The sequence below is a fragment of the Sphaerisporangium cinnabarinum genome, assembly GCF_055567015.1.
Genome location: NZ_JBVHRG010000002.1, coordinates 242,597 through 268,449, shown reverse-complemented (window position 1 = coordinate 268,449; position 25,853 = coordinate 242,597). Strand labels below are relative to the sequence as shown.

Below are 25,853 nucleotides of genomic sequence, written 5' to 3'. Positions count from 1 at the left end.
CCATGACCGACACCCTCACCGCCCGGGCCCCGCTCGCCGTCCGCCCCGCGGCCGACTGCGCCTACGACGTCGTCGCGCTCGGCGAGGTCATGCTGCGCCTCGACCCGGGGGAGCGCCGCATCAAGACGGCCCGCAGCTTCGACGTGTGGGAGGGCGGCGGCGAGTACAACGTCGCGCGTGGCCTGCGCCGGGCGTTCGGCCTGCGCGGCGCGATCGTCACCGCGCTCGCGGACAACGAGGTCGGGCGCCTCGTCGAGGACCTCATGCTCACGGGTGGGCTCGACACGCGCTGGGTCCGGTGGCGCGAGGACGACGGCATCGGCCGCACGGTGCGCAACGGGCTCAACTTCACCGAGCGCGGGTTCGGGGTGCGCGGCGCGGTCGGCGTCTCCGACCGCGGCAACACCGCGATCGCCCAGCTCCGGCCCGACGACGTCGACTGGGACGACGTGTTCGGCCGCGGCGTGCGGTGGTTCCACACCGGCGGCATCTTCGCCGCGCTGTCGGAGTCCTCCGCGGACGTCGCCGAGGCGGCCATGGCCGCCGCCCGCCGCCACGGCACGGTCGTCTCCTACGACCTCAACTACCGCCCCTCGCTCTGGAAGGGCATCGGCGGCGTCGAGCGCGCGCAGGAGGTGAACCGCCGCCTCGCGCGGTACGTCGACGTGATGATCGGCAACGAGGAGGACTTCACCGCGTCGCTCGGGTTCGCGGTCGAGGGCGTCGACGAGAACCTCACCGACCTCGACACGTCCGCGTTCCGAGCGATGATCACGCGCGCGGCCGAGGAGTACCCGAACTTCCAGGTCGTCGCGACGACGCTGCGCGGCGTGCGGACCGCGACGGTCAACGACTGGGGCGCGATCGCGTGGTCGCGCGTGCAGGGCTTCGCGGAGGCGACGCACCGCCCCGGCCTGGAGATCCTCGACCGCGTGGGCGGCGGCGACTCGTTCGCGTCGGGCCTCGCGTACGGGCTCATGGAGCTCGGCTCGATCCAGGAGGCCGTCGAGTACGGCGCGGCGCACGGGGCGCTCGCGATGACGACCCCCGGCGACACGTCGACGGCGTCGCTCGCCGAGGTCCGCAAGCTCGCGTCGGGCGGCAGCGCGCGCGTGCAGCGCTGACCTCTCCGCCACCCGTCTCCCGCCGTGCCGGGCCGCACGTCCAGGGTTAGTGTGGGCGGGCTGTCGGCGGGAGGCGGGAGGTGCGGCGTGGCTGGTGGGGCCTTCGTGCCCGGGCTGCCCCGCCGCGGCGCTCAGGAACCGCCCGACCTCGGCCGAGCCCTGGAGCACGCGCGCATCCTCCGCGCGGCGGGCGACCCGGCCGGTGCCGCCCAGGTCCTGGACCGGGCCTTTGCGGCCGAGGGGGTGCGGACCCGCACCGTCGCCGAGCGCGTCCGGTTCCGCGCCCTGGTGCTGCGTGCCGACCTCGCGCTCGCCCTGCACGACGACGCGGCCGCCGCGCGCTTCCTCGAGGGCGTGGAGTGGTTCCGCGCCGGGGCCGACTTCCTCCCGCGCGTGGCCGACGCGCTCGCCGCCCTCGACGACGAGGTGCACCTCGCCGACGAGCTGCGCGACCGCCTCGCGAGCGAGCGTCGTACGGGCTGACCCGCCGGCCCGACCTGCCGCGCCGGGAACCGCCCGCCCGGGAGCCGCGTTGGACTGCGCAGTACCGGTGCGGGCGCCGACCGCGCCCGGCCCATCTCGCGAGGAGGCAGACATGCTGTGCCCCACCGACCAGACCGTGCTCGTCATGACCGAGCGCAAGGGCGTGGAGATCGACTACTGCCCCACGTGCCGCGGCGTGTGGCTCGACCGCGGCGAGCTGGACAAGATCATCGACCGCTCGGTGGAGGGCGAGATCGCCGCCGAGGCCGCGGGCCCGGCCGCCGCCGTGCCGCCCGCACCCGCCGCACCGGCCCCGACGTCGTACCCGCCGGCCGCGGCCGCGGACTACGGCAGCCCCGCCCCGCGCTCCGGGGAGCGGTACGGCGACCGCCGCGACGACGACCGTGACCGCTACCGCGACGACCGCTACCGCGACGACCGCTACCGCGACGACCGCTATGACGAGCGTCCCCGCGACGACCGGTACCGCGACGACCGGGACCGCCGGTACGACGGCCGCGACCGCTACGACCCCCGCTACCGCAAGCGCAAGAAGAAGGAGTCGTGGCTCGAGGACCTCTTCGACTTCTGACGCGCCCCGTGGTCGACTGTCCCGCGTGACCGTCCTCGACTCGTTCTCGCTCGTCGGCCGCACGGCCCTGCTCACCGGCGGCAGCCGCGGCATCGGGCGCGCCGTCGCCCGCGCGCTCGGCGAGGCGGGGGCCCGCGTCGCGGTCACGGCGACGACCGCGGCGGCGGCCGACGAGGCTGCCGCCGCTCTCCGGGACGCGGGGACCGACGCCCGCGGCTACGTGCTCGACGTCACCGACCGCGAGCAGGTGGACGACGTCGTCGCGCGCGCCGCCGTCGACCTCGGCACGGTCGACCTGCTCGTCAACAACGCGGGCGTGTCGATCGGCGGCGCGGCCCTCGAGATCGGTGACGACGTCTGGCACCGCACGCTCGCGACCAACCTCGACGGCGTCTGGTACTGCTCGCGCGCCGTCGCCCGGGAGCTCGTCGCGCAGGGCCGGCCGGGGACGATCGTCAACGTCGGCTCGATGTCCGCGTCGATCGTCAACCGGCCCCGCTGGCAGCCCGCGTACCTCGCGTCCAAGGCGGCGGTGCACCAGCTCACCAAGGGCCTCGCCGCCGAGTGGGCGCCGCACGGCATCCGCGTGAACGCGGTGGCGCCCGGGTACGTGCGCACCGAGGCGTCGCCCGTGGACCGGCCGGAGTACCACGACGACTGCGTCGCGCCCGCCGCGATGCAGCGCTGGGCGGAGCCGGAGGAGATCGGGCCGCCCGTCGTGTTCCTCGCGAGCGCGGCGTCGAGCTTCATGACCGGTGCGGTCGTCACGGTCGACGGCGGCTACACGCTGTTCTGACCGGTCGGCGCGGCCTCGGGTCGGCGCTCCGGGCCGGGGTCGAGGGCGCCCGCCGGGCGGGTGCCGTCGGGGCCGCGCGCCCGGGCTAGGCTCGGTCCCCGTGCGCGTAGTCCTGAGCAGGTGGGTCGACCCCTTCGTCGTGACGCTGCTCGTGGTGCTCGTGCTCGGGCTCGTCGTGCCCGTGGGGCCGGGCGCGCAGCGCGTGGTCGACGCCGCCGCGGACGTCGCGGTCACCGTCCTCTTCCTCGTCTACGGCATGCGCCTGTCCACGCGGGAGGTCTGGGCCGGGCTGCGCAACTGGCGCCTGCAGGGCGGGATCCTCGCCGCGACGTACGTCGTCTTCCCGGTGCTCGGGCTCGTCACCGCGTGGGCGATCGAGCCGCTCGTCGGGGCGCCGCTCGCGGCCGGCATGCTCTACCTGTCGCTGCTGCCGTCGACCGTGCAGTCGTCCGTGGCGTTCACGTCGGTCGCCCGCGGCAACGTCGCCGGGGCGATCTGCGGCGCGACGGTGTCGAACGTCGCGGGCATGGTGATCACCCCGCTGCTCGTGCTGTGGCTCATGACGGGGACCGGCGGGGGAGCCGACGGCCCCACGGGCGGGCTCGGTGGCCTGCGCACCGTGCTGCTCCAGCTGCTGCTGCCGTTCGTCGTCGGGCAGCTCCTCCAGCCGTGGGCGGGGGACGGGGTCCGCGCGCGGCGCTGGCTCACGCTCGGCGTCGACCGCGGCACGATCCTCGTCGTGGTGTTCGGGGCGGTCGCGGCGGCGTCGTCGGCGGGCGTGTGGTCGAGCGTGTCCGGGTGGTCGATCGTCGCGCTGCTCGTCGTCAGCGCGCTCGTCCTCGCCGTCATGCTCGCGGCCACGTGGTGGGGCGGCGCGGCGCTGGGGCTCTCGACCGAGGACCGGGTCGCGCTCCTCATGTGCGGGTCGAAGAAGTCGCTCGCGACGGGCCTGCCCATGGCGAGCGTGCTGTTCCCCGTCGCGGTCGCCGGCGTCGTGGCGGTTCCGGTGATCGTCTTCCACCAGCTCCAGCTCGTCGTCTGCGCCGTCCTGGCGAGACGCCTGGCCCTCCGAGACTGACGCGCCTGACGTCACCGGAGCGACTGAGGCCGACCATGCGGATACGTCCCGTCGTGGCGGCCGGGCGGGCGGCAACCGCATGCTCGGCGATCCGTGCGGGACCTCCCGTCAGGAGCGGGCCGCTACCTGCTCGCGGACCTGGCGCTTGGCGCGCGTGAGCATGCCGTTCATGCCGCCGATGCGCAGCGGGCTCACCGCGCGCGTCAGGCCGATCGACATCGGGAAGTCGTCGGGCACGTCGAGCACCTCCTGCACCGTCAGGCCCGAGAGGCCCTGGGCGAGGATCGACGCGAAGCCGCGCGTCGTCGGGGCCTCGGCGGGTGCGGTCGCGTAGAAGTGCACGACGCCCGCGTCGTCGACCTCCGCGAAGGCCCGCACCGGAGACTGGCACTCCTCGATCCGCTCCAGCAGACCGGGCGCGCTCGCGTAGCGCTCGGGGAGGTCGGGCAGCTCGTTCGCGAACTCGAGCAGCAGCTGGAGGCGCTCGCGCTCCGGCATCGCGAGGAAGTCCTCGCGGATCTCCGCGAGCGTCGCGGGCAGGTCGGGCGAAGCATCGGAGGGGGAGCTCATGGTGGCGATCCTCGCATCGGGGCCGGGGCGGCGGGACGGCAGTCCCACCGTGCGGAACGCTCCGCGGACGTGACGTATGCCCGCGGCACGCCGACGGCGCGCGGTCCGTCCCGGGGGACGGGCCGCGCGCCGTCGGGCACGCTCGCGCGGGGCGCGGGTCAGCTGAGCGACGCCGGGGCCTCGCCGGGCTCCTCGCCCTTGACGATCGGCACGCGCACCGCGTTGCCCCACTCGGTCCACGAGCCGTCGTAGTTGCGGACCTTGTCGAAGCCGAGCAGGTACGTGAGCGCGAACCACGTGTGGCTCGACCGCTCGCCGATGCGGCAGTAGGTGACGACCTCGTCGTCCGTCGCGAGGCCGAGGCCGCCCTCCTGGTAGATCGCCTCGAGCTGCTCGCGCGACTTGTAGGTGCCGTCCTCGGCGACCGCCGTCGCCCACGGGACGTTGCGCGCCGTCGGGATGTGCCCGCCGCGCAGCACGCCCTCCTCCGGGTAGTCGGGGATGTGGAGGCGCTCGCCGGTGTACTCCTGCGGAGAGCGGATGTCGACGAGCGGCCCGTTGCCGATGTGCGCGAGGACGTCCTCCTTGAACGCGCGGATCGTCACGTCGTCGCGCTCGACGACCGGGTACTCGACCGCGACCGGCTCGGGGACGTCCGTCGTGACCTCGCGGCCCTCGGCGATCCACTTGCCGCGGCCGCCGTCGAGCAGGCGGACGTCCTCGTGGCCGAACAGCGTGAAGACCCACGCCGCGTAGGCCGCCCACCAGTTGTTCTTGTCGCCGTAGACGACGATCGTCGTGTCGCGCGCGATGCCCTTGCCGCCGAGGAGCTGGGCGAAGCCCTTGCCGTCGATGTAGTCACGCGTGTCGGGGTCGTTGAGGTCGGTGTGCCAGTCGATCTTCACCGCGCCGGGGATGTGCCCGGTCTCGTAGAGCAGCACGTCCTCGTCGGACTCGACGACGACGACGCCCGGCTCGCCCAGGTGCTCGGCGAGCCAGTCGGTGCTCACGAGGCGGTCGGGGTGGGCGTACTGCGTGATCTTCTCGCTGGTGTCGAGCGGTGCGGGCATCGTGTCCTCCGGGCGCGTGGTGGGCGTTCGCTCGTCAGGCTAGGTCTGCCGTCCGCATCACGGAAGGCTCGCGACGCATGCTGAGACGGTGTAAACGCACGCTGCGGACGCTCGCTCGGGTGGCCACACTGGACGTGTGACCGCCACCGTCCCGGAGCGCGTGCGGCGGGCCGTGGCGCTGCTCGACCTCCGCGGCGACGAGGCCGTGCTCGAGATCGGACCCGGCCCCGGGGCGGCCGCCGAGCTCGTGCTCGCCACCCACCCCGGCGTGCGGTACGTCGCGCTCGACCGGTCCGCCACGGCGGTCGCCCGCACGACCGCGCGCAACCGGGTCGCTGTCGACGACGGCCGCCTCGTCGTGCGGCGCGGGGAGCTCGCGGCGACCGGCGGTCCGGACGTCCCCGGCGGCCCGTTCGACGTCGCGTTCGCGGTGGACGTCAACGTCTTCTGGACGCGCGTGGCCCACGCCGAGGCGAGCGCCCTCGCCGCGCTGCTCGCCCCGGGCGGAGCGCTCTGGCTCGTCCATCAGACGCCCGACGGCGCCGACGGCCGCGTCCTCGACGGCGTCCGCGCGTCGCTCGACGTCCCCGCGCTGGGCCCGGTGACGGTCGTGCGCGACGGGGTGCTCGCCGTCGGCGCGCGACGGGTGGCCGACCCGCCCGGGTGACGGGCCGTCAGCCCAGGAGCTCGCGCGTCGCGTCGCCGAGCGCCTGGTCGAGCAGCCCGAGGCCGAGGTCGAGCTCCTCCTCGCTCACGGTGAGCGGCGGGGCGATGCGGAACACGCCGCCCATGCCGCGGAGCTGCACGACGTTCATGTGGAGCCCGAGCTCGAGCGCCCGCCGGGTCACGAGGGCACCGAGGGCGTCGGCGCCCTCCTTCGTCTCGCGGTCCAGCACGAGCTCGATGCCCTGGAGCAGTCCGCGACCGCGCACGTCGCCGATCGTCGCGTGGCGGTCCTGGAGGTCGAGCAGCCCGGTGCGCAGGCGGTCGCCGAGCACACGCGCGCGGGCGTCCATCCGCCCTTCCTCCAGGACGTCGAGCACCGTGGAGCCGACCGCCGCGACGAGCGGGTCCGAGACGTGCGTCGTGAAGAAGAGGAAGCCGCGCTCGTGCGCGCGCGCCTCGATCTCGGCGCTCGTGACGACCGCGGCGAGCGGGAGCCCGGCGCCGAGGGTCTTGGAGAGGGTGAGGATGTCGGGGACCACGGGCTCCTCGCCGTCGCGCCCCTCGAACGCGTACCAGGAGCCGGTGCGGCACAGCGCCGTCTGCGCCTCGTCGAGGATCAGGAGCATCCCCCGCTCGTGGCACTTGTCGCGCAGCGCGGCGAGGTAGCCGGGCGGGAGCTCGACGATCCCGCCCGAGCTGAGGATCGGCTCGACGAGGCACGCCGCGAGGCTGCCCGTCGACTGCACGTCGACGAGGTCGAACGCGAGGTCGAGCTGACGGCGCCAGTCGTGCGTGCCGTCGGGCGCGACGTGGTCGGGCCGGTACGCGTTGGGCACCGGGACGACGAGGTTGCCGGGCGCCGTCGGGCCGTAGCCGCGGCGGCCCGCGCTGTACGTCGCGGCGGCCGCGGCGTGCGTCATGCCGTGCCACGACCCGGCGAGCGAGACGACCTCGTGCCGTCCCGTGACGAGCTTCGCCATCCGGATCGCGGCCTCGTTCGACTCGGCGCCGGTCGTCAGCAGGAGCACCTTCTCGAGCGGGTCGGGCAGCGTCCCCGCGAGCCGGCGCGCGAGGTCGACGACCGGGCGCGACAGCATCCCGGAGAAGAGGTGGTCGAGCGTCCCGACCTGGCGGCGCACCGTCTCGACGATCGCGGGGTGGCTGTGCCCGAGGATCGCGCTCATCTGCCCGGACGTGAAGTCGAGGACCCGGCGCCCGTCCGCCGTCGTGACGAAGCTGCCCGACGCGCTCTCGACGATCTCCGGTGTGAACGGGCCGCCGTACCGCACGAGGTGGCGGTCGGCGTCGGCCCAGAAGCGCGCGGCGTCGTCCGCGGCGGCCGCAGCCGGGCCCGCGCCGGGGGCGGACGGGCGGGCGGGCGCGGGGGAGGGCGAGAGAGTCATCCTCGGAGCGTAGGGACGCATCCTTGTGCGCGTACAGCACGAGTCTGCGTACAGTCTGTGCGGAGAACCAGCACAGGGAGGGAGGCGCGTGCGTGCTCAACGCCGCCCGGCTGCAGATCCTCGCCCGGCTCGAGAGCCTGGGGACCGTGCGTGCCGTCGGGGCCTCGCTCCACCTGAGCCCGTCCGCCGTCTCCGCGCAGCTCGCCGCGCTCGAGGCCGAGACCGGCGCACGCCTCCTGGAGCGCACGGGCCGACGCGTCCGCCTCACGCCCGCGGGCCGCACGCTCGCCCGGCACGCGCGCGTCATCCTCGACCAGATGGCGCTCGCCGAGGCCGAGCTCGCCCACCCCGACGGCGAGCCGGCCGGCGTCGTGCGCGTCGCCGCGTTCTCGAGCGCGGTGCGCGCGCTCGTCATCCCGCTCGCGGCGCGGCTCGCCGTCGAGCACCCGCGCGTCGAGGTGGAGGTCGACGAGCTCGACCCGCGCGAGAGCGGGCCCGCGCTGCGGCGCGCGGACGTCGACGTCGCGGTGACCGCCGACCTGCTCGACGGCGCGCTGCTCGCCGGGCCCGACGTCGCGACCGTCCCGCTGCTCGAGGACCCGGTCGTGCTCGTCACGGCGCGCGGCGACCAGGCCCCCGGTGAACCGGGCGACCTCGCGCGCCTCGCCGACGCGCCGTGGGCAGCCGACCTCCCTGGGCGCTACCTGTCCACGCTCGTCGAGAGCGCGTGCCGCGAGGCCGGCTTCGAGCCGCGCGTCGTCGCCCGGCTGCCCAGCTACGAGCTGCTGCTCGCGCACGTCGAGGCCGGGCTGTCCGTCGCGCTGCTGCCGGGCCTCGCCGTCGACCCGCGGTACGCCGTCGACGCCCGCCCGCTCCGCGTGCCCCGCACGCGCCCGGTGTACGCGGCCGTGCGGCGCGGGGCGGCGCCCACCGCCGCGACCACCGCCGTCCTCGGCGCGCTGCGCCGCGTCGCGCGCGAGGTCGCCGGTCACACGCCGCCCGGGACCGGCTGACGCCCGCTCGCGCGGCCCCCCGTGCGACCTACACTGGCCCCAGCACCGCACGACGACGTGGAGGTCCCGTGCCGCGCACTCCCGCACCGCCGCCCCGCTCCGAGGAGCACCCGCGCCGCCCCGACGCGCGCCGCGACCCGCGCTCCGTCCGCGCCGCCTACCGCTCGTTCCTCGACCACGGCGTCCTCCCGCGCGGCGTCCACCCGCTGGTCGCCGACTCGTGGCGCCGGTCCGTGCACAGCGGCGTCGACCCGGAGGCGCCCCGCACCGACTCGGGCCTCGCCCACGACGACCTCGTCGCGTACCGCGAGGCGCACCCGCTCGCCGGCGTCATGCCCGTCGTGCGCGAGCTCGTCGTCGACGCCGCCGCCGACGACGGCCTCGTCGTCGCGGTGTCCGACGACGCCGGCCGCCTCCTGTGGGTCGAGGGCGACCGGGCGCTGCGCGACGCCGTCGACCGCGTCGGGTTCGTCGAGGGGTCGGTGTGGCGCGAGGAACGCGTCGGCACGAACGCGCCCGGGACGGCGCTCGCGACGCGCAGCCCCGTCCAGGTGCTCGGCGCCGAGCACTTCTCCCGGCCCGTGCAGGCGTTCAGCTGCACGGCCGTGCCCGTCCACGACCCCGCGACCGGGCGCGTCCTCGGGGTCCTCGACGTCACCGGGCGCCAGTCCGCCGCGTCGGGCGTCGTGCTCTCGCTCGTGCGCGCGACCGTGCTGAGCCTCGAGCGCGAGCTCGCCCAGCGCGCCGCGACGACGGGACCCGACGACGGACCCGGCCGGGTCCCAGGGCCGCCCCGCGACGGCGCGCCCGAGCTGCTCGTGCTCGGGACGGCGCCCGTGCTGCGGTCGCCCGACGGCCTCGACCACCGCCTGTCGCTGCGCCACGCCGAGATCCTCGTGCTCCTCGCGACGCACCCCCGCGGGCTGTCCGCCGACGAGCTCGCCGTCCTGCTGCACCCGGGCGAGCTCTCCGACGTGACCGTCCGCGCGGAGGTATCGCGACTGCGGCGCGTCGCGGGCGCGCTCCTCGCGGGGTCGCGCCCGTACCGGCTCGCACGACCCCTGCGGACCGACGCCGACGTCGTGCGGGACCACCTCGCGGTGGGCGACGTCCGCGGCGCCGTCGCCGCCTACCGCGCGCCGCTCCTGCCGCGCTCGGGCGCGCCCGCCGTCGAGCACCTGCGGGCCGAGCTCGCGGCCGAGCTGCGCACCGCCGTCGTGGCCGCGGGCGGCGCCGACGTGCTCGACGCGTGGACGCGCACCGACGACGGTGCCGAGGACCACGCCGCGTGGACGCGGCTGCAGCGCGTCGCGGACCACGGCAGCCCGCTGTGGCTGCGCGCCCGCGCCCACCTCGACCTGCTCGACGACGAGCTCGCCTGAGGTCCGGCAGGAGCCGCCCGCTGCAACGGTCCTGCAACCCTGCGGCGCCTACCGTCGGCCGCACGGCGCGACGAGGCGCCGGGCCGCGCACCGCCGTCGGACGCTCCCCGCCCGACGGCGACCTCCCCAGGAGCGCGGCGAGGACCAGCACTGCGAGTCAGCACTGCGAGGAGGCAGACGATGACGGTCTACGCAGCCCCCGGCACGGACGGGGCGATCGCCGAGTACAAGGCCCGGTACGACCACTGGATCGGCGGCGAGTACGTCGCGCCGGCCGGAGGGCAGTACTTCGAGAACCCCAGCCCGGTGACGGGCCGGACGTTCACCGAGGTCGCGCGCGGCACCGCCGACGACATCGAGCGCGCGCTCGACGCCGCGCACGGCGCCGCCCGGTCGTGGGGCCGCACGAGCGCGACCGAGCGCGCCAACATCCTCAACAAGATCGCCGACCGCATGGAGGAGAACCTCGAGCGGATCGCCGTCGCCGAGTCGTGGGAGAACGGCAAGCCCGTCCGCGAGACGCTCGCCGCCGACATCCCGCTCGCGATCGACCACTTCCGCTACTTCGCGGGCGCGATCCGCGCGCAGGAGGGGTCGATCTCGGAGATCGACGAGGACACCATCGCGTACCACTTCCACGAGCCGCTCGGCGTCGTCGGCCAGATCATCCCGTGGAACTTCCCGATCCTCATGGCCGTGTGGAAGCTCGCCCCGGCGCTCGCGGCGGGCAACTGCGTCGTGCTCAAGCCGGCCGAGCAGACCCCCGCGTCGATCCTCTTCCTGATGGACATCGTCGGGGACCTGCTGCCGCCCGGGGTGGTGAACGTCGTCAACGGGTTCGGCGTCGAGGCGGGCAAGCCGCTCGCGTCCAGCCCGCGCATCCGCAAGATCGCGTTCACGGGCGAGACGACGACCGGCCGCCTGATCATGCAGTACGCGAGCCAGAACATCATCCCGGTCACGCTCGAGCTCGGCGGCAAGTCGCCGAACATCTTCTTCTCCGACGTCGCGGACGCTCGCGACGACTTCTACGACAAGGCCCTCGAGGGGTTCACGATGTTCGCCCTCAACCAGGGCGAGGTGTGCACGTGCCCGTCGCGCGCCCTCATCCAGTCGTCGATCTACGACACGTTCCTCGGCGACGCGGTCGCCCGGACCCAGGCCGTCAAGCAGGGCAACCCGCTCGACACCGAGACGATGATCGGCGCGCAGGCGTCGAACGACCAGCTCGAGAAGATCCTGTCGTACATCGAGATCGGCAAGGCCGAGGGCGCGAAGGTCCTCACCGGCGGGTCGCGCGCCGAGCTCGGCGGCGACCTCGCGGGCGGGTACTACGTGACGCCCACGATCTTCGAGGGCAAGAACTCGATGCGGATCTTCCAGGAGGAGATCTTCGGGCCCGTCGTCGCGGTCACCGACTTCTCCGACTTCGACGACGCCATGACCATCGCCAACGACACCCTTTACGGGCTCGGCGCCGGCGTCTGGTCGCGGTCGGGGAACACCGCCTACCGCGCGGGCCGCACCATCGAGGCCGGGCGCGTGTGGACGAACTGCTACCACGCGTACCCCGCCGCCGCCGCGTTCGGCGGGTACAAGGGCTCCGGCGTCGGGCGTGAGAACCACAAGATGATGCTCGACCACTACCAGCAGACGAAGAACCTCCTCGTCTCCTACTCGGCCCAGAGGCTCGGCTTCTTCTAGAGCCGGGCCCGTGTCCGCCGAACACGGGGTTGTTGTCGTTCTCGCCTTCAGAACGACAGCAACCCCGTGCTCGACGGTGAGCAACCTCGTTCTCGTCTCTGTCGCAGGAGGTTCTCGTGGTCGACGACGTTCCCTCGGGCCGTACGGGCGGCACCCGCCCCGGGCGGGTCGCCCTCTCCGGTTCCGCCGCCGCGCTGCTCGCGCGGCTGCGCGCGGTCCACGGCGAGCTCATGTTCCACCAGTCCGGCGGGTGCTGCGACGGGTCGTCGCCCATGTGCTACCCGCAGGGCGACTTCCTGCTCGGCGACGCCGACGTGCACCTCGGCGACCTCGTCGTCGACGCGCCCGGTCCTGGCGCGGACGGCCCCGCTGCGGACGACCCCGCTGCGGACGACCCCGCCGGGGCCGACGGCGCGGTGGGCCGGTTCGTCGTGCCCGTGTGGATGAGCCGCGCGCAGTTCGAGTACTGGAAGCACACCCACCTGACGATCGACGTCGTGCCCGGCCGGGGCGCGGGGTTCAGCGTCGAGGCGCCCGAGGGCGTGCGCTTCATCATCCGGTCGCGCCTGCTCACCGACGACGAGTGGGCGGCGCTCGACGTGGCCTAGGCTGACCTCACCGACGGGCCCCACGGCGGGCCCACCGCGGGGCCCCGACGGCCCGGGACCGGAGAGGAGGCGGTGCGATGAACGACCTGCTCGTCGTGGCGCGCGACCTCGCCTCCGCGCTCACGCTCCTGCTCGGCACGTCGACCCTCACGGCCACGCTCTTCCTCCTCGGCGCCACCGCCCTCGTCGCGGCCGTGGTCGCCGTGGCCGCGCGCTGGGGCGCGCCCCGCGCGCTCGGTGTGGCGGCTCGCCCCGCGGGCCGCCTGCGCGACACGGTCGACGTCGGGCCCGCCGTGACGCAGAGCGACCCGGACGCACCGGGTCGTGCCCGGCCCCGGGCTCCCGGCCGACCCCTCGGCTGATCACCCGGCCGAGGGACCCCACCCGCACCCGCACCCGCACCCGCGCAGCGGCGCGAGTGCTGCTGCCTGCCCACCGCAGGGTGATCGGCGAACGCGTACCCCGCACGTTCGACCGAGGACTCCACCATGAACCTGCTCGACCTCCCGCTCGTCTCCACCGTGCTCGACGCCGCGTACCGCGCGCTGATGGGCGTCTCCGACCTGCTCGACCCCCTCTTCGGCGGCGCGGCGGCCGCGGCGGCCGTCGTCCTGCTGACGCTCGCGGTGCGGGCCCTGCTCGTCCCCGTCGGCGTGTCCCAGGCGAAGGCGGAGCGCGACCGCGCGCGTCTCGCACCGCGGCTCGCCGAGCTCCAGCGTCGGCACCGGGACGACCCCGAGCGGCTGCGTCGCGCGACCGTGGAGCTCTACACCCAGGAGGGCACGACGCCGCTCGCCGGGTGCCTCCCGATGCTGGCCCAGGCGCCCGTGGTCGGGGTGGTCTACGCGCTGTTCCTCCACGCGGAGATCGCCGGCCACGGCAACGCGCTGCTCGGCCACACCCTGCTCGGCGCGCCCCTGGGCTCGAGCCTCGTCGGCGCGCTCGGGGCGGGCGGCGTGCCGACCGCGGTCGTGGCCGGGGTGGTCGTGCTCGCGATCGCCCTCGTCGGCGAGCTCACGCGTCGCGCCTCCCGGCCGGGCGGACGGCTCGCGCTGCCCCGCACGGCGCCCGTCGCCGACACCGGGCCGAGCGTGCCCGGTGCGGCGGTGCTCTCCGGCCCCGGCCTGCAGAACGCGCTCGGTGCCCTGCAGTTCGTCACCGCCGTGATCGCCTGCTTCGTGCCGCTCGCCGCTGCCCTGTACCTGCTCGTGACGGTGACGTGGACGCTCGGGCAGCGCCTCGTCCTGCGCCGCCGGTACCCGCTGGCCGCGACGGCGTAGTGCGGGCCCGCGGGGCTGTTCAGCGGCCGTCGCGCGTGCGAGGGTGTCGCGTATGACCGATCTGCCCGCGTACCGCGACGCCGCGGACGCCGTCGAGGTCCCGCTGCTCGGCGGCGACGTGTCCGACGGGATCGTCCGGCGCGGCGACACCGTCCGTCGTCCGCGCGGTCCGCACAGCCCGGCGGTCGAGGCCTACCTCCTCCACCTCGAGCGGGCTGGCTTCGAGCGCGCGCCGCGCTTCCTCGGGATCGACGACGACGGCCGCGAGGTCGTGTCGTTCCTGCCCGGGGAGATGGGCGGGCGCCCGCCGCACGCGTGGGCGACCGCGGAGGACGTGCTCGTCCAGCTCGGCGGGTGGCAGCGTGCGCTGCACGACGTCTCGCGCGACGTCGTGCTGCCCGACGGCGTCGCGTGGCCCGAGCGCGTGCAGTTCCGGGAGGTGCCGGACGTGTTCGACGCGCCGGACGTCGTCGGGCACAACGACCTCACGGTCGAGAACGCGCTGTTCGTCCCGGCCGGCGACCACCCGCAGGGCCCGCACCGGCTCGTCGGGGTGATCGACTTCGACCTCGCGGCGCCGACGACGCGGCTGCTCGACGTCGCGACGACCCTGCTCTACTGGGCGCCGGTCGCGCCGCCCGAGGCGCGACCGACGATCCTGCGCGACCTCGATGCACCGCGGCGGGCACGCGTCCTCACCGAGGCGTACGGGTTCGACCGGTCCGAGCGCCTCGCGCTGCTCGACGTGCTCGCGCAGCGGTTCGCGCGGAGCTGGTACGCGATGCGGCACGCCGCGCAGGTGCGCGGCGGGGGCTGGCAGCGCATGTGGGACGACGGCGTGGGGGACCGCATCCGCGACAACGAGGCGTGGTTCGCCGCGCAGCGCGGGGATTTCGTGCGCGCGCTGGGCTGACGGCGGCGTGGCGGGCGGGCGGTCACGACCCCCCTCGTGCCAGCGCGTCGTCGAGCGCCCAGGGCGGGATCGCCGCGACCGCGCCGGCCACCTCGAGCCACCCCGACGGCGCGCACGCCCGCCCCGCGGGCTGACCGGACGGTCCGGCCCGCAAGGCGGCGCTCGTCGGGAGCAGGGCAGTCAGCCCGCGAGCGGGTCGGCCGCGCGCAGGTACCAGGGCTCCTCCCGCTCCAGCGACATCGTCCAGAGGCCGGGGGCGCCCGCGGGCACCGCGAGGCACACGTTGCCGGTCACGGTGTCGCCCGCGCCGATCAGCCCCGTGCCCACGAGCGCCTGCGGCACGGCGCCGCACCCGCCGTCGGCGGGGACGCCGTCGTCCCCGACGAACCCGATGTCGACGGCGCCCCACGCGGTCACCTCCGAGCTGGACCCGGTGTACGTGGCGGTCACGGGCACGATCCAGTACTCGGTGCCGTCGGGCGGCGGGGTGTTGACGTCGTCGTGCGCGAGCACCTCCGCGGTCGCCTCGTAGGGCTCCTCGAGGAGGACCTCCCACTCCACGCCACCGATCGTGTACCCGTCGAAGAGCCACGGGTCGTCACGCGTGCCCGTCCCCTCCCAGTCGCCCTCGGACCAGTCCTCGTCGGACCAGCCGTCGCCCGGCCACTCGTCGCCGTACGCGTCGTCGGTCGGGGCCGTGACCCACGCGGCGATCCGGGCACCGGCGTCGGTCGCGACGCCCGCGGCGTACCCCGTCCCGCCCCCGACCACGAGGCACACGACGCCGACGAGCAGCCCGACGGCCGTCCGGGAGAGGCCGGCGCGCCCCTGCGCCGGGGGCGTCGGAACGGGCCCCGGGGCCTGGGGGTGCGACGGTCCCGGGTGCGGCGCGGCGGGCTGCGGGGCGCCGGGGTGCGGCGGGCCGGGGTGCGCCGCGAGCGGCGGCGCCGCGTACGGGTTCGGGCGCGCGGCCGGGCCGGGGAAGGAGGGCGGCGGGCCGGGAGGAGTCGTCGACGAGGACGGCGGCGTCACAGGGGTGCTCATGGTGCTCCGGTGTCGTGCGGGCGGGCGCCCGGACGACAGGTGCCACCGCGCGTGGCCGGATGTTCCCACACCGCGGTCCCCGCCGTCGAGGGCGATGGCACGCGCCCGCGCGCACGACCTCGGTGCCGCCGCCGGGTGGGCGACGGCACCGAGGCCATGGAGGGCGGGAGACCGCACTACGGCTGGTCCACCTCGGAGCCCACGAGGAACTGCGAGTACGCCCCGATGGTGAGGAACGTCGGGAAGTCCTCGGCGAGCGCGACGGCGCGGAACACGTGCGCCGCGTCGTCGATCCGGTTCCCCGGGGTGCGCGGCAGGTCGTCGACGATCTCCGCGAGCAGCGCCTCGACGCGCTCGCGCGTGATCGGCACGCCGTTCTCGGTGCGCGTGCCGGACGCGATCCACTGCCACACCTGCGACCGCGAGATCTCGGCGGTCGCGGCGTCCTCCATGAGGTGGTCGATCGCGGCCGCCCCGACACCGCGCAGCCACGACTCGAGGTACCGCACCCCGACGGAGACGTTCGAGCGCAGCCCCGCCGCGGTGACGGTCGCCCCGGCCCGGCGGGCCGAGCCGATGTCGAGCAGCTCGTGCTGGCCCACGCGGACGTCGTCGCGCTGCCGGGCGACCTGGTTCGGCGCGTCCCCCAGCACCGCGTCGAACTCGGTGCGTGCGACCTCGATGAGGTCGGGGTGCGCGACCCACGTGCCGTCGAACCCGTCCGTCGCCTCCCGGCGCTTGTCGGCGCGCACCTGCTCGAACGCGCGCTCGGTGACGTCCGGCCGGCGGCGGTCCGGGATGAACGCGCTCATGCCGCCGATCGCGTGCGCGCCGCGCCGGTGGCACGTCTGCACGAGCAGCTCCGTGTACGCGCGCATGAACGGCGCGGTCATGGTGACCTGCGCGCGGTCGGGCAGCACGTACGAGTCGCCGCGGGTGCGGAAGGCCTTGATGACGGAGAACAGGTAGTCCCAGCGCCCGGCGTTCAGCCCGGCGCAGTGGTCGCGCAGCTCGTGGAGGATCTCGTCCATCTCGAACGCCGCGGGCAGCGTCTCGATGAGCACCGTGGCGCGGATGGTGCCCTGCGGCAGGCCGAGGTGCTCCTGGGCGAGCACGAACACGTCGTTCCACAGGCGCGCCTCGCGGTGGCCCTCGAGCTTGGGCAGGTAGAAGTACGGTCCCCGACCGCGCGCCACGAGCTCGTGCGCGTTGTGGAACAGGTAGAGCCCGAAGTCGACGAGCGACGCCGACGCCGACACGCTCACGCCCGCCCGGTCGACGTACCGCATGTGCTTCTCGATGAGGTGCCACCCGCGCGGGCGGAACACGATCGTCGGGAGGTCGGTGAGCGTCGTCGAGCGCAGGCGGTACTCCTTGCGGTGCTCGCCCGAGCCGGTCGTGTGCGTCAGCGTCCCGCGGATCGCGTCGTGCAGCGCGAGCTGGCCCTCGATCACGTTGCGCCACGTGGGGCTCGACGCGTCCTCGGCGTCCGCGAGCCAGACCTTGGCGCCGGAGTTGAGGGCGTTGATCGTCATCTTGGGGTCGGTCGGGCCGGTGATCTCGACGCGGCGGTCCTCGAGTCCCGGCGCGCCGGCCGAGCCCGCCACGCGCCACGACGGGTCGTCGCGCACGGGCCGCGTCGAGGCGCGGAAGTCGGGGTCGATGCCGTCCGCGACGTCCTGGCGGCGCTGCTGGCGGTCCATGAGCAGCTCGTGGCGGCGCGCCACGAACCGGTCGTGCAGCAGCGTGAGGAAGTCGAGCGCCTCGGGCGTGAGGATCTCGCGGTAGCGCTCGCCCAGCGTGCCGGTGACGCGCAGGGTCCCGGTGACCCGCGGGCTGCTCGCGGGGGCAGGGGACGACGGGGGAGAGGTGGTCGTGGTCAGCGTGGTCATGGCGTGCTCCGAAGGTCGATGTCGCGAGGTAGAGCTCTGGCAGGCCGAGGTAGGGCCTGGGTCCCGCGAGGTAGAGGCGTGGTCATGACCAGGCCTCTACCTCGCGGGACCGCTCCTCTACCTCGCGAGGAGGGCTTAGTGGAACTGGGCGGTCTCGGTGGACCCGGCGAGCGCGAGGGTGGCGGCGTCGGGGTTGAGAGCCGTGGCGACCCGGTCGAAGTAGCCGGTGCCGACCTCCCGCTGGTGGCGGGTGGCGGTGTAGCCGTCGGCCTCGGAGGCGAACTCGGCCTCCTGCAGCTCGACGTAGGCGGACATCGCGCGCTCGTTGTACCCGCGCGCGAGCTCGAACATGGAGTGCGAGACGGCGTGGAAGCCGGCCAGCGTGATGAACTGGAACGCGTAGCCCATCGCGGCGAGCTCCTTCTGGAAGCTCGCGATCTGGGCGTCGTCGAGGTGCTTCTTCCAGTTGAACGACGGCGAGCAGTTGTAGGCGAGCTTCTTGCCCGGGTGCTGCGCGTGGATCGCCTCGGCGAACGTCCGCGCGAGCTCGAGGTCGGGCTCGCCCGTCTCGACCCAGATGAGGTCGGAGTACGGCGCGTACGCGAGGCCGCGCGCGACGACCGCGTCGAAGCCGGGGCGCACCCGGTAGAAGCCCTCGGACGTGCGCTCGCCGGTGAGGAACGGCTGGTCGCGTTCGTCGACGTCGGACGTGAGGAGGTCCGCGGCGAGCGCGTCCGTGCGGGCGATGACGATCGACGGCACGCCCGCGACGTCGGCCGCGAGACGCGCGGCGTTGAGCGTGCGGATGTGCTGGCTCGTCGGCACGAGCACCTTGCCGCCGAGGTGGCCGCACTTCTTCTCGGACGCGAGCTGGTCCTCCCAGTGCACGCCCGCCGCACCGGCGGCGATCATCGAGTGCATGAGCTCGTAGGCGTTGAGCGGACCGCCGAAGCCGGCCTCGGCGTCGGCGACGATCGGCGCGAGCCAGTCGCGGTCGGGCCCCTGCCCGTCCGACCCCGCGCGCTCGGCCGCCTCGATCTGGTCCGCGCGCAGGAGCGCGTTGTTGATGCGACGCACGACGGCGGGCACGGAGTTGGCGGGGTAGAGCGACTGGTCGGGGTAGGTCTGGCCGGACAGGTTGGCGTCGGCCGCGACCTGCCACCCGGACAGGTAGATCGCCTTGAGGCCCGCGCGGACCTGCTGCACGGCCTGGTTGCCGGTGAACGCGCCGAGCGCGGCGACCCACTCCTCGGTGTGGAGGAGGCCCCACAGCGTCTCGGCGCCGCGGCGGGCGAGCGTGTGCTCCTCGCGCACGGAGCCGCGCAGCGCGACCACGTCCTCGGCGGTGTAGTCGCGCTGGAGGCCGGCCCAGCGCGGGTCGGTCGCCCACTGCTCGGCGAGGTCGGCGGCGCTCTGCGTCTGGTCGCCCGGACGGGCGGACGGGCGCGCGGTGCCGCCGGGGGTCGGGGCGGTGCCGGGGCCGGTGACCGTCGCCGTCGTCGCGACGGCGCCGAGCGGGCGGGCGCCGCCCGCGTACTCGGACGGGGAGCGGCGGCTGACGATGGTGGGCCTGTTCACGGGTGCCTCCTGGTGGTGCGCCAGCCCGCGTGGCGCGGGCCGGCCGGGCCGGTCGGTGGACCTCGGCGAGGTCCGTGCTTCGACCTTCCTCCCGCCGACAAGCCCTTCTCAAGCCTGATCACGCGAAAGAATCGCGGTTCTTCTCTTGTGCGCAAGGAGTGGCGCGTGTCACTCTCAGTCATGGCTATCCCGACGACGCGACCGGCCGGAATCGCGGAACATGCGGAGATCCCGCTCGAGAGCGAGCCCGACGCGCTGACGATCGGCCGCAGGATCCGGCACCTGCGCACCGCGCGCGGCATGACGCTCGACGAGCTCGGCGCCGCGATCGGCCGTGCGCCGTCGCAGGTGTCCCTCCTCGAGAACGGCAAGCGGGAGCCGAAGTTCGGCCAGCTCCAGGCCGTGGCGCGCGCGCTCGGCGCGAGCCTCGACGACCTGCTCTCGCCGGAGGCGCCGTCCCGCCGGGACGCGCTCGAGATCGAGCTGGAGCGCGCGCAGCGCGGCCCGCTCTTCGACGCGCTCGGGCTGCGTCCCGTGCGGGTGGGGAAGTCGCTGCCCACCGACGCGCTCGAGACCATCGTCGCGCTCGAGCGCGAGCTCCAGCGCCTGCACACCGAGCGTGCCGCGACGCCCGAGGAGGCGCGCCGCGCGAACGCCGAGCTGCGCGCGACCATGCGCGCGCAGGACAACTACTTCCCGGAGCTCGAGGACGCGGCGGCCGGGCTGCTCGACGGCGTCGGGCACGCGGGCGGGCCGATGCCCCAGCGCGTCGCGGCCGACCTCGCCGCCCACCTCGGCTTCACGCTGCACTACGTCGGCGACCTGCCGCACTCCACCCGGTCCGTGCTCGACCTGCGCCACCGCCGTGTGTACCTGCCGAGCAACGGGATGCGCGGGCGGTCCAACGCGACGTCGGCGCTGCTCCAGGCGCTCGCGCCGCACGTGCTCGGGCACGCGGAGCCGCGCGACTACCGCGAGTTCCTCCGCCAGCGCGTCGAGGCGAACTACCTCGCCGCGGCGCTCCTGCTGCCGGAGCGGCACGCGGTCAAGGCCCTGCGCGCCGCGAAGGACGCGCGCGAGATCTCGATCGAGGACCTCCGCGACGCGTTCGCGGTCTCGTACGAGACCGCCGCGCACCGGTTCACCAACCTCGCGACCAAGCACCTCGGGATCCCGGTGCACTTCATGAAGGTGCACGAGTCCGGGGTGATCCACAAGGCGTACGAGAACGACGGCGTGCGCTTCCCCGCCGACCCGCTCGGCGCGGTGGAGGGGCAGTACGTGTGCCGGAGCTGGACCGCGCGCACGGTGTTCGCCGTCGAGGACCGGCTCAGCCCGTTCAGCCAGTACACGGACACCCCGAGCGGCACCTACTGGTGCACGTCGCGCGTGCAGGCGTCGGCCGACGGCGAGTTCTCCGTGAGCGTCGGCGTCCCGTTCGCGCACGTCAAGTGGTTCCTCGGGCGCGACACGACCGAGCGGCTCGTGTCCCGCTGCCCCGACGGCGCGTGCTGCCGCCGCCCGCCGGACGCCCTCGCCGACCGCTGGGCCGGCCACGCGTGGCCGAGCGCCCGTCCGCACGCGTCGATGCTCGCCGCGATGCCGACCGGCGCGTTCCCTGGCGTCGACCAGACCGAGGTCTTCTCGTTCCTCGAGGCCCACGCGCCGGGTTAGCCGGCCCGTGCCTGCCCCCGCGGTCCCCACCGCCCGCGCGGTCCGCGCGAGCCGCGTGCGCCATGACGGCGGACGCCGGACGCCGGTCAGCCGATCGAGCCGCCCTCGACGGGCGCGACCATCGCGTCCTTGAGGCGCGCGGTGTCGGCGTCGGTCCAGCCGTCGGGCGCGTGCAGCGCGGCGAAGCCGTCGGCGTACTCGAGCTGGTAGACGTGCCCGTGGCCCGGCGGGATGTCGGACGCCGCCGCGACGAACAGGTCGCCCGTGAGCTGCCAGAACGTGACGAACGGGTACCAGCGCACGTCGCCGAGCACGTCGGGCCCGCGCGGCTCGCGGAGCCAGTCGGGCTCGGACCACAGCGTCTCGGGACCCCACCAGGTCACGCCGTCGGACGCGTGCTGGAGGTACACGACGCGGGGCTCGTCCCAGCGCGGGCCGGGGCCCCAGAGGTCCGCGACGCCGGTCGCGACCGGGTCGCCCCAGCGGACCTGGCGGCCGTCGTCCACCACGGGGGCGTACTCGAGCGAACCGGGGTCACGCGCGTCGGTGAGCTCGCGCCACATCGGCGTGAAGCCCGGCGTCCCGGTGAACATCGCGCCGTCGGACCGCGCCTCGACGTCCTGCACGCCGCTGAACGCGCCCTGCATGCCGAACGACCCGAGCGAGATGCCGAACGCGAGCAGGCGCGGGCGGTCGTCCGTGGGCAGGTCGGACCAGCGCGCGTACACGGCCTCGAACAGCGCCTTGCCCGCGGCGGGCGGGGTCGAGCGATCGCCGACGAAGCTGATCCAGCTCGGCAGGTACGAGTACTGCATGCTCGCGATCGCGGTGTCGCCGCCGTGCATGAGCTCGAGCGCCTCGATCATCCCGGGGTCCACCCAGCCGGTCCCGGTCGTCGTGGCGACGACGAGGACGGACCGGCCCCACGCGTCCGTCCGGTCGAGCTCGTCGACGACGCGGGCCGCGGTCGCGTCGAGGTCGCCCTCGGGGTCGAGACCCGCGTACGCGTGGATCGGCTCGCGCACGGCCGCGGGGTCGACGACGTCGCCCGCCGCCGCGAACGCGCGCAGCTCGTCGAGGGTCGGGCCGGAGACGACGAACTTGCGCCCCTCCGCGCCGAGCGACTCCCAGGACTCGAGGGACTCGGGCGAGCCGGACCGCTCGGGGAGCGTCGGGGGCGTGAGCCGGGGGCTGATCTCGGCGTTCGCCGCCGCGTAGACCGAGTTCAGCGCGCTCAGGGTGCCGGACCAGATGACGCCGTTGAACAGGAGCACCACGACGACGGCGACGGCGACGCCGCTGACGAACCGCGCCACGGGGGCGGGCACGACCTTGCCGACGAGGACGCTCAGCCACCGGGCGACGCGGCGCAGACCCCGGCCCGCCTGCAGCACGAGCAGCGCGACGGCGAGCGCCGCGAGCAGCGTGACGATCTCGCGCCCGGGGACGTCCTCCGACATGCCGAACAGGTGCCGCAGCTCGATCTGGCGTCGCGCCCCGAGGATCAACGACAGCGGCACGAGCACGACGGTCGCCCCGGCGAGCACCCACCACGCGATCCGGCTCGCGCGCGCGGTCCACCGGATCCGCAGCCCGACCTTCACGGCGAACCACTCGACGAAGGCGCCGACCGCGTACCCGCCGACGGCGCTCACGCCGGAGATCACGGCCTGGTAGTACCAGGCGCGCGGGATGAGCGACGGCGTGAACGACAGGCAGAACCAGGCGAGCGCGACCACGAGCCCGGTCGCGGAGAACCGCCGGAGCCACCGCCCCCACACGCCGTGCCGGGGGCGCTTCTCGTCGACGGGCTCGGGGGCGCGGGTCTCCGTCGTGGTGGGCTGCACGTCGCGATCGTAGGCGCGGCGCCCCGAACCGTCCCCTCGAACGGTCGGGGCGCCGTCGGCCCACCGGACAGGGCGAGCCCTACGCCTCGAGGAGCAGCGCCTCGCCCTGGCCCCCGCCGCCGCACAGCCCGACGGCGACGCGCCCGCCCCCGCGGCGCGCGAGCTCGTGCGCCGCGTGGACGGCGAGGCGGGCGCCGGACGCACCGATGGGGTGGCCGAGCGAGATGCCGCCGCCGTGCACGTTGACGAGGTCGGGCGAGACGCCGAGCACGCGCGTGGAGACCGCGACGACGGTCGCGAAGGCCTCGTTGATCTCGACGAGGTCGAGGTCGTCGACCGTCCACCCGGCCCGGTCGAGGGCCTGCTGGATCGCACGGGCGGGCTGGGAGTGCAGGGACGTGTCCGGGCCGGCGACCTGGCCCCAGGTCCGCACGGTCGCGAGCACCGGCGCGCCCGCGAACTCGGCCCGGGCGCGGGTCGTGAGGACGAGCGCGGCCGCGCCGTCGGAGATCTGCGACGCGTTGCCCGCGGTGATGGTGCCCTCGGGGTCGAACGCGGGTCGCAGGCGCGCGAGGCCCTCGACGGTCGTGTCGGGGCGCACGCCCTCGTCGTCGCGCACCTCGACCGGCTCGCCCCGGCGCTGGGGGACGCTCACGGGGGCGAGCTCGGCGTCGAACAGGCCGTCCTTCGCCGCGGCGGCGGCGCGCTGGTGCGAGGCCGCCGCGACGGCGTCCTGCTCCGCGCGCGAGACGAACACGTCGCCCACGTTGGTGCGCTCGGTCGAGACGCCCATGGAGGTGTGGTCGAACGCGTCGGTGAGCCCGTCCCGCGCGACGGCGTCGACGAGCGTCGCGTCCCCGAACGCGAACCCGGCGCGCGACCCGGGGAGCAGGTGCGGCGCGTTGGTCATGGACTCCTGGCCGCCGACGAGCACGACCTCCGCCTCGCCGGAGCGGATCATCCGGGCCCCGTCGATGACGGCGGTGAGCCCCGAGAGGCACACCTTGTTCACGGTCGCGGCGGGCACGTCCCAGCCCACGCCCGCGGCGGCGGCCGTCTGGCGCGCGGGGTTCTGGCCCGCCCCGGCCTGGAGCACCTGGCCGAGCACGACGGCGTCGACGGCGTCGGCGCCGAGGCCCGAGCGCTCGATGGCGGCGCGCGCGGCGACGGCGCCGAGCTCGACCGCGGTGAGCGCGGCGAGCGAGCCCTTGAGCCGCCCCTGGGGCGTGCGGGCTGCGGCGACGACCACGACGTCGTCAGGGGAGTGGGGAGTGGTGGTGCTCACGGCTGGACCTCCAGGGGTGCGGACGGCGTCGTCAGCGCGGACGCCGGGGGTGTGGCGTCCGCTCGTGCGGCGGCCTCGTCGACCAGCCCGAGCAGGAGCCCGAGGAACACGTCCGGCTCCTCGAGGTGGGGGCTGTGCCCGACGCCGGGCCGCACCTCCTCACGGTACCGCCCGCCCGCGGCCGCGTAGGCGTCGAGGACGGCGCGGGTCTGGGCGACCATCGGCTGGGGCGGGTGCGTGCCGGCGCCCGGCCACCCGGGCACCGCGCCGAGCGCGCCGAGGTGCGCGAGGTCGAACAGCGACGTGTCCGAGACGATCGCGTCGGCGTCGCCGCGCACCCACAGCACGGTTGCCGTCGCGCCGGACGTCGCGAAGCCGGACAGGTCGCAGTACCGCGCGCTGATCGCGTTGTTCATCCCGCGCGTCCCGGGCGCCACGCCGGGCCACGTGCCCGACGCCGTCCGGTCGCCCGGGTAGTTGTCGTCGCCCGTGCGCGTGGAGAGCACGGAGTCGAGCAGGAGCTCCTCCAGGGCGCCGAGCGGCTCGCCGAGCGACGCCGGGTCGGCGACGTAGAACCGGCGCAGCACGTCGCGGGGCGACCCGGCGTCCTCGCTGCGGTCGCCGGCGGCGAGCGCCGCGACGAACGCCGGGTTCGCCGTCCCGCCGCCCGAGCCCGCGAAGTCCGGGGAGAGCGGCGCTCCGTCGACGTCGCGCGTGCCGCCGAACCCGTACGGCGACATGGGCGCCTCGAGCAGGATCGCGTCGAACAGGTCGGGCCGGTCGGTCGCGAGCTGCAGCACGACGCCCGCGCCCGCGGAGTGCGCGACGGCGACGAGCGGGCGCGCGAGGTCGAGCGCGTCGAGGACGGCCGCGACGTCGTCGGCGAAGTCCCGCACGCCGCGCGTCGCGTCGACGGGGCGGACCTCGGCGTCGCCGTACCCCCGGAGGTCGACGGCGACGCCGCGCACGTCGCTCGGCAGCGTGCGCAGCAGCGGGTCGAAGAACGCCGACGACGAGCAGTTGCCGTGCACGAGCAGGACCGTCGCGCGCGCCGCGCCGTCGGCGGCGACCTCGCGCACGTGCTCGCGCCCGCGCGGGGTCGGGACGTCGCGGCGCAGCACCTCGCGGCGCAGCACCTCGCGCGTCACGACGGCGTCCCGGCGGCCTGCGTGGACGGTCCCGGGCCGGCGTCGGTGACGTCGAGCGGGGCGTCGTCGAGCGCGACGGCGAGGTCGGGCTCGGTCGCGGCGCGCACGTCGTCGACGCTCACGCCGGGCGCGGTCTCGCGCAGCACGAGCCCGTCGGGCGTCACGTCGATGACGGCGAGGTCGGTGATGACGCGGTGCACGACCCCGCGCCCGGTGAGGGGGAGCGAGCACGAGCGCAGGATCTTGGGCGACCCGTCGCGCGCCACGTGCTCCATGAGCACGATCACGCGCGCGGCCCCGTGCACGAGGTCCATCGCGCCGCCGGGACCCTTGACCATCTTGCCGGGGATCATCCAGTTGGCGAGGTCGCCCGTCTCGGAGACCTGCATGCCGCCGAGGATCGCGGCGTCGATCTTGCCGCCGCGGATCATGCCGAAGCTCAGCGCCGAGTCGAAGAACGCGGCGCCCGGCAGGACGGTGACGGTCTCCTTGCCGGCGTTGATGAGGTCGGGGTCGACGGCGTCCTCGGTCGGGTACGGCCCGACGCCGAGGATCCCGTTCTCCGACTGCAGCACGAGGTGCTTGTCCTCCGGCACGTAGTTCGGCACGAGCGTCGGCAGGCCGATGCCGAGGTTGACGTACCAGCCGTCGTGGAGCTCGCGCGCGGCGCGCGCGGCCATCTCGTCACGGGTGAGCGGCACGG

The 25,853-nt window shown here is 75.2% G+C and carries 24 protein-coding genes; 14 read left to right on the top strand and 10 right to left on the bottom strand.

Annotated elements, in window-relative coordinates:
* Positions 1-2: 2 nt before the first annotated feature.
* The 5 genes from ACZ4MO_RS04260 (at position 3) to ACZ4MO_RS04240 (ending at position 4,073) form a co-directional block, all read left to right on the top strand.
* The gene (locus ACZ4MO_RS04260; RefSeq protein ID WP_175007960.1) at positions 3-1,124 is read left to right on the top strand and encodes a PfkB family carbohydrate kinase; all 1,122 of its coding nucleotides are present in this window, start codon (positions 3-5) and stop codon (positions 1,122-1,124) included.
* A gap of 87 nt (positions 1,125-1,211) precedes the next feature.
* Complete coding sequence (locus ACZ4MO_RS04255) at positions 1,212-1,607, top strand: DUF8817 family protein (RefSeq protein WP_175007961.1); 396 nt, start codon at positions 1,212-1,214, stop codon at positions 1,605-1,607.
* 112 nt (positions 1,608-1,719) lie between these two features.
* The gene (locus ACZ4MO_RS04250) at positions 1,720-2,199 is read left to right on the top strand and encodes a zf-TFIIB domain-containing protein (RefSeq protein WP_175007962.1); all 480 of its coding nucleotides are present in this window, start codon (positions 1,720-1,722) and stop codon (positions 2,197-2,199) included.
* A 25-nt stretch (positions 2,200-2,224) separates the two neighbouring features.
* Positions 2,225-2,995, top strand: coding sequence for an SDR family oxidoreductase (locus ACZ4MO_RS04245; RefSeq protein WP_175007963.1), 771 nt, complete (start codon positions 2,225-2,227; stop codon positions 2,993-2,995).
* Between the two features lie 100 nt (positions 2,996-3,095).
* On the top strand, positions 3,096-4,073 hold the full coding sequence (locus tag ACZ4MO_RS04240) for a bile acid:sodium symporter (protein WP_175007964.1): 978 nt from the start codon (positions 3,096-3,098) through the stop codon (positions 4,071-4,073).
* Positions 4,074-4,181: 108 nt separating this feature from the next.
* Here the strand turns inward: ACZ4MO_RS04240 and ACZ4MO_RS04235 are convergent, their stop codons facing one another.
* A complete protein-coding gene (locus ACZ4MO_RS04235; RefSeq protein ID WP_175007965.1) occupies positions 4,182-4,643 on the bottom strand; it encodes a SufE family protein in 462 nt (153 codons plus the stop codon).
* A gap of 158 nt (positions 4,644-4,801) precedes the next feature.
* Positions 4,802-5,713: a rhodanese-like domain-containing protein gene (locus ACZ4MO_RS04230; RefSeq protein WP_175007966.1), complete on the bottom strand. Its 912-nt coding sequence runs from the start codon at positions 5,711-5,713 to the stop codon at positions 4,802-4,804.
* A gap of 136 nt (positions 5,714-5,849) precedes the next feature.
* Here ACZ4MO_RS04230 and ACZ4MO_RS04225 point away from each other — a divergent pair, with 136 nt between their 5' ends.
* A complete protein-coding gene (locus tag ACZ4MO_RS04225; RefSeq protein ID WP_175007967.1) occupies positions 5,850-6,380 on the top strand; it encodes a methyltransferase in 531 nt (176 codons plus the stop codon).
* 7 nt (positions 6,381-6,387) lie between these two features.
* Here the strand turns inward: ACZ4MO_RS04225 and ACZ4MO_RS04220 are convergent, their stop codons facing one another.
* Positions 6,388-7,782 (bottom strand): aminotransferase class III-fold pyridoxal phosphate-dependent enzyme, encoded by a 1,395-nt coding sequence (locus ACZ4MO_RS04220; protein WP_175007968.1) that lies wholly within the window; start codon positions 7,780-7,782, stop codon positions 6,388-6,390.
* 92 nt (positions 7,783-7,874) lie between these two features.
* Between ACZ4MO_RS04220 and ACZ4MO_RS04215 the strand changes: the two genes are divergently transcribed.
* The 7 genes from ACZ4MO_RS04215 to ACZ4MO_RS04185 all read left to right on the top strand — a co-directional run bounded on the left by ACZ4MO_RS04215 (position 7,875) and on the right by ACZ4MO_RS04185 (position 14,682).
* A complete protein-coding gene (locus tag ACZ4MO_RS04215) occupies positions 7,875-8,795 on the top strand; it encodes a LysR substrate-binding domain-containing protein (protein ID WP_175007969.1) in 921 nt (306 codons plus the stop codon).
* Between the two features lie 68 nt (positions 8,796-8,863).
* On the top strand, positions 8,864-10,177 hold the full coding sequence (locus ACZ4MO_RS04210; protein ID WP_175007970.1) for a GAF domain-containing protein: 1,314 nt from the start codon (positions 8,864-8,866) through the stop codon (positions 10,175-10,177).
* 180 nt (positions 10,178-10,357) lie between these two features.
* Complete coding sequence (adh, locus tag ACZ4MO_RS04205; RefSeq protein ID WP_175007971.1) at positions 10,358-11,881, top strand: aldehyde dehydrogenase; 1,524 nt, start codon at positions 10,358-10,360, stop codon at positions 11,879-11,881.
* Positions 11,882-11,997: 116 nt separating this feature from the next.
* A complete protein-coding gene (locus ACZ4MO_RS04200; RefSeq protein WP_175007972.1) occupies positions 11,998-12,489 on the top strand; it encodes a DUF779 domain-containing protein in 492 nt (163 codons plus the stop codon).
* A gap of 77 nt (positions 12,490-12,566) precedes the next feature.
* On the top strand, positions 12,567-12,851 hold the full coding sequence (locus tag ACZ4MO_RS04195; protein WP_175007973.1) for a DUF6412 domain-containing protein: 285 nt from the start codon (positions 12,567-12,569) through the stop codon (positions 12,849-12,851).
* Between the two features lie 126 nt (positions 12,852-12,977).
* The gene (locus tag ACZ4MO_RS04190) at positions 12,978-13,769 is read left to right on the top strand and encodes a membrane protein insertase YidC (RefSeq protein ID WP_175007974.1); all 792 of its coding nucleotides are present in this window, start codon (positions 12,978-12,980) and stop codon (positions 13,767-13,769) included.
* A 52-nt stretch (positions 13,770-13,821) separates the two neighbouring features.
* Positions 13,822-14,682, top strand: a complete 861-nt coding sequence (locus tag ACZ4MO_RS04185) for a phosphotransferase (protein ID WP_175007975.1) — start codon at positions 13,822-13,824, stop codon at positions 14,680-14,682.
* A gap of 180 nt (positions 14,683-14,862) precedes the next feature.
* On the opposite strand, the gene ACZ4MO_RS04180 is transcribed toward ACZ4MO_RS04185, so the two are convergent.
* The 3 genes from ACZ4MO_RS04180 to aceA all read right to left on the bottom strand — a co-directional run bounded on the left by ACZ4MO_RS04180 (position 14,863) and on the right by aceA (position 19,196).
* Positions 14,863-15,726, bottom strand: a complete 864-nt coding sequence (locus ACZ4MO_RS04180) for a hypothetical protein (protein ID WP_175007976.1) — start codon at positions 15,724-15,726, stop codon at positions 14,863-14,865.
* Positions 15,727-15,902: 176 nt separating this feature from the next.
* Positions 15,903-17,618: a malate synthase A gene (gene aceB / locus ACZ4MO_RS04175; RefSeq protein ID WP_175007977.1), complete on the bottom strand. Its 1,716-nt coding sequence runs from the start codon at positions 17,616-17,618 to the stop codon at positions 15,903-15,905.
* Positions 17,619-17,753: 135 nt separating this feature from the next.
* Positions 17,754-19,196 (bottom strand): isocitrate lyase, encoded by a 1,443-nt coding sequence (aceA, locus tag ACZ4MO_RS04170; RefSeq protein WP_255437010.1) that lies wholly within the window; start codon positions 19,194-19,196, stop codon positions 17,754-17,756.
* 165 nt (positions 19,197-19,361) lie between these two features.
* On the opposite strand from aceA, the gene ACZ4MO_RS04165 reads away from it, so the two are divergent.
* The gene (locus ACZ4MO_RS04165; RefSeq protein WP_499278616.1) at positions 19,362-20,870 is read left to right on the top strand and encodes a helix-turn-helix domain-containing protein; all 1,509 of its coding nucleotides are present in this window, start codon (positions 19,362-19,364) and stop codon (positions 20,868-20,870) included.
* Between the two features lie 86 nt (positions 20,871-20,956).
* On the opposite strand, the gene ACZ4MO_RS04160 is transcribed toward ACZ4MO_RS04165, so the two are convergent.
* The 4 genes from ACZ4MO_RS04160 to ACZ4MO_RS04145 all read right to left on the bottom strand — a co-directional run bounded on the left by ACZ4MO_RS04160 (position 20,957) and on the right by ACZ4MO_RS04145 (position 25,851).
* On the bottom strand, positions 20,957-22,717 hold the full coding sequence (locus ACZ4MO_RS04160) for an alpha/beta hydrolase (protein WP_222592346.1): 1,761 nt from the start codon (positions 22,715-22,717) through the stop codon (positions 20,957-20,959).
* Between the two features lie 79 nt (positions 22,718-22,796).
* Positions 22,797-24,002, bottom strand: a complete 1,206-nt coding sequence (locus ACZ4MO_RS04155) for an acetyl-CoA C-acyltransferase (protein WP_175007978.1) — start codon at positions 24,000-24,002, stop codon at positions 22,797-22,799.
* Positions 23,999-25,150, bottom strand: a complete 1,152-nt coding sequence (locus ACZ4MO_RS04150; RefSeq protein WP_222592347.1) for an alpha/beta fold hydrolase — start codon at positions 25,148-25,150, stop codon at positions 23,999-24,001. Before ACZ4MO_RS04150 ends, ACZ4MO_RS04155 begins: the two co-directional genes overlap by 4 nt.
* Positions 25,147-25,851, bottom strand: a complete 705-nt coding sequence (locus tag ACZ4MO_RS04145; RefSeq protein ID WP_342779533.1) for a CoA transferase subunit B — start codon at positions 25,849-25,851, stop codon at positions 25,147-25,149. The genes ACZ4MO_RS04150 and ACZ4MO_RS04145 overlap by 4 nt, the downstream gene beginning before the upstream one ends.
* Positions 25,852-25,853: the final 2 nt, after the last annotated feature.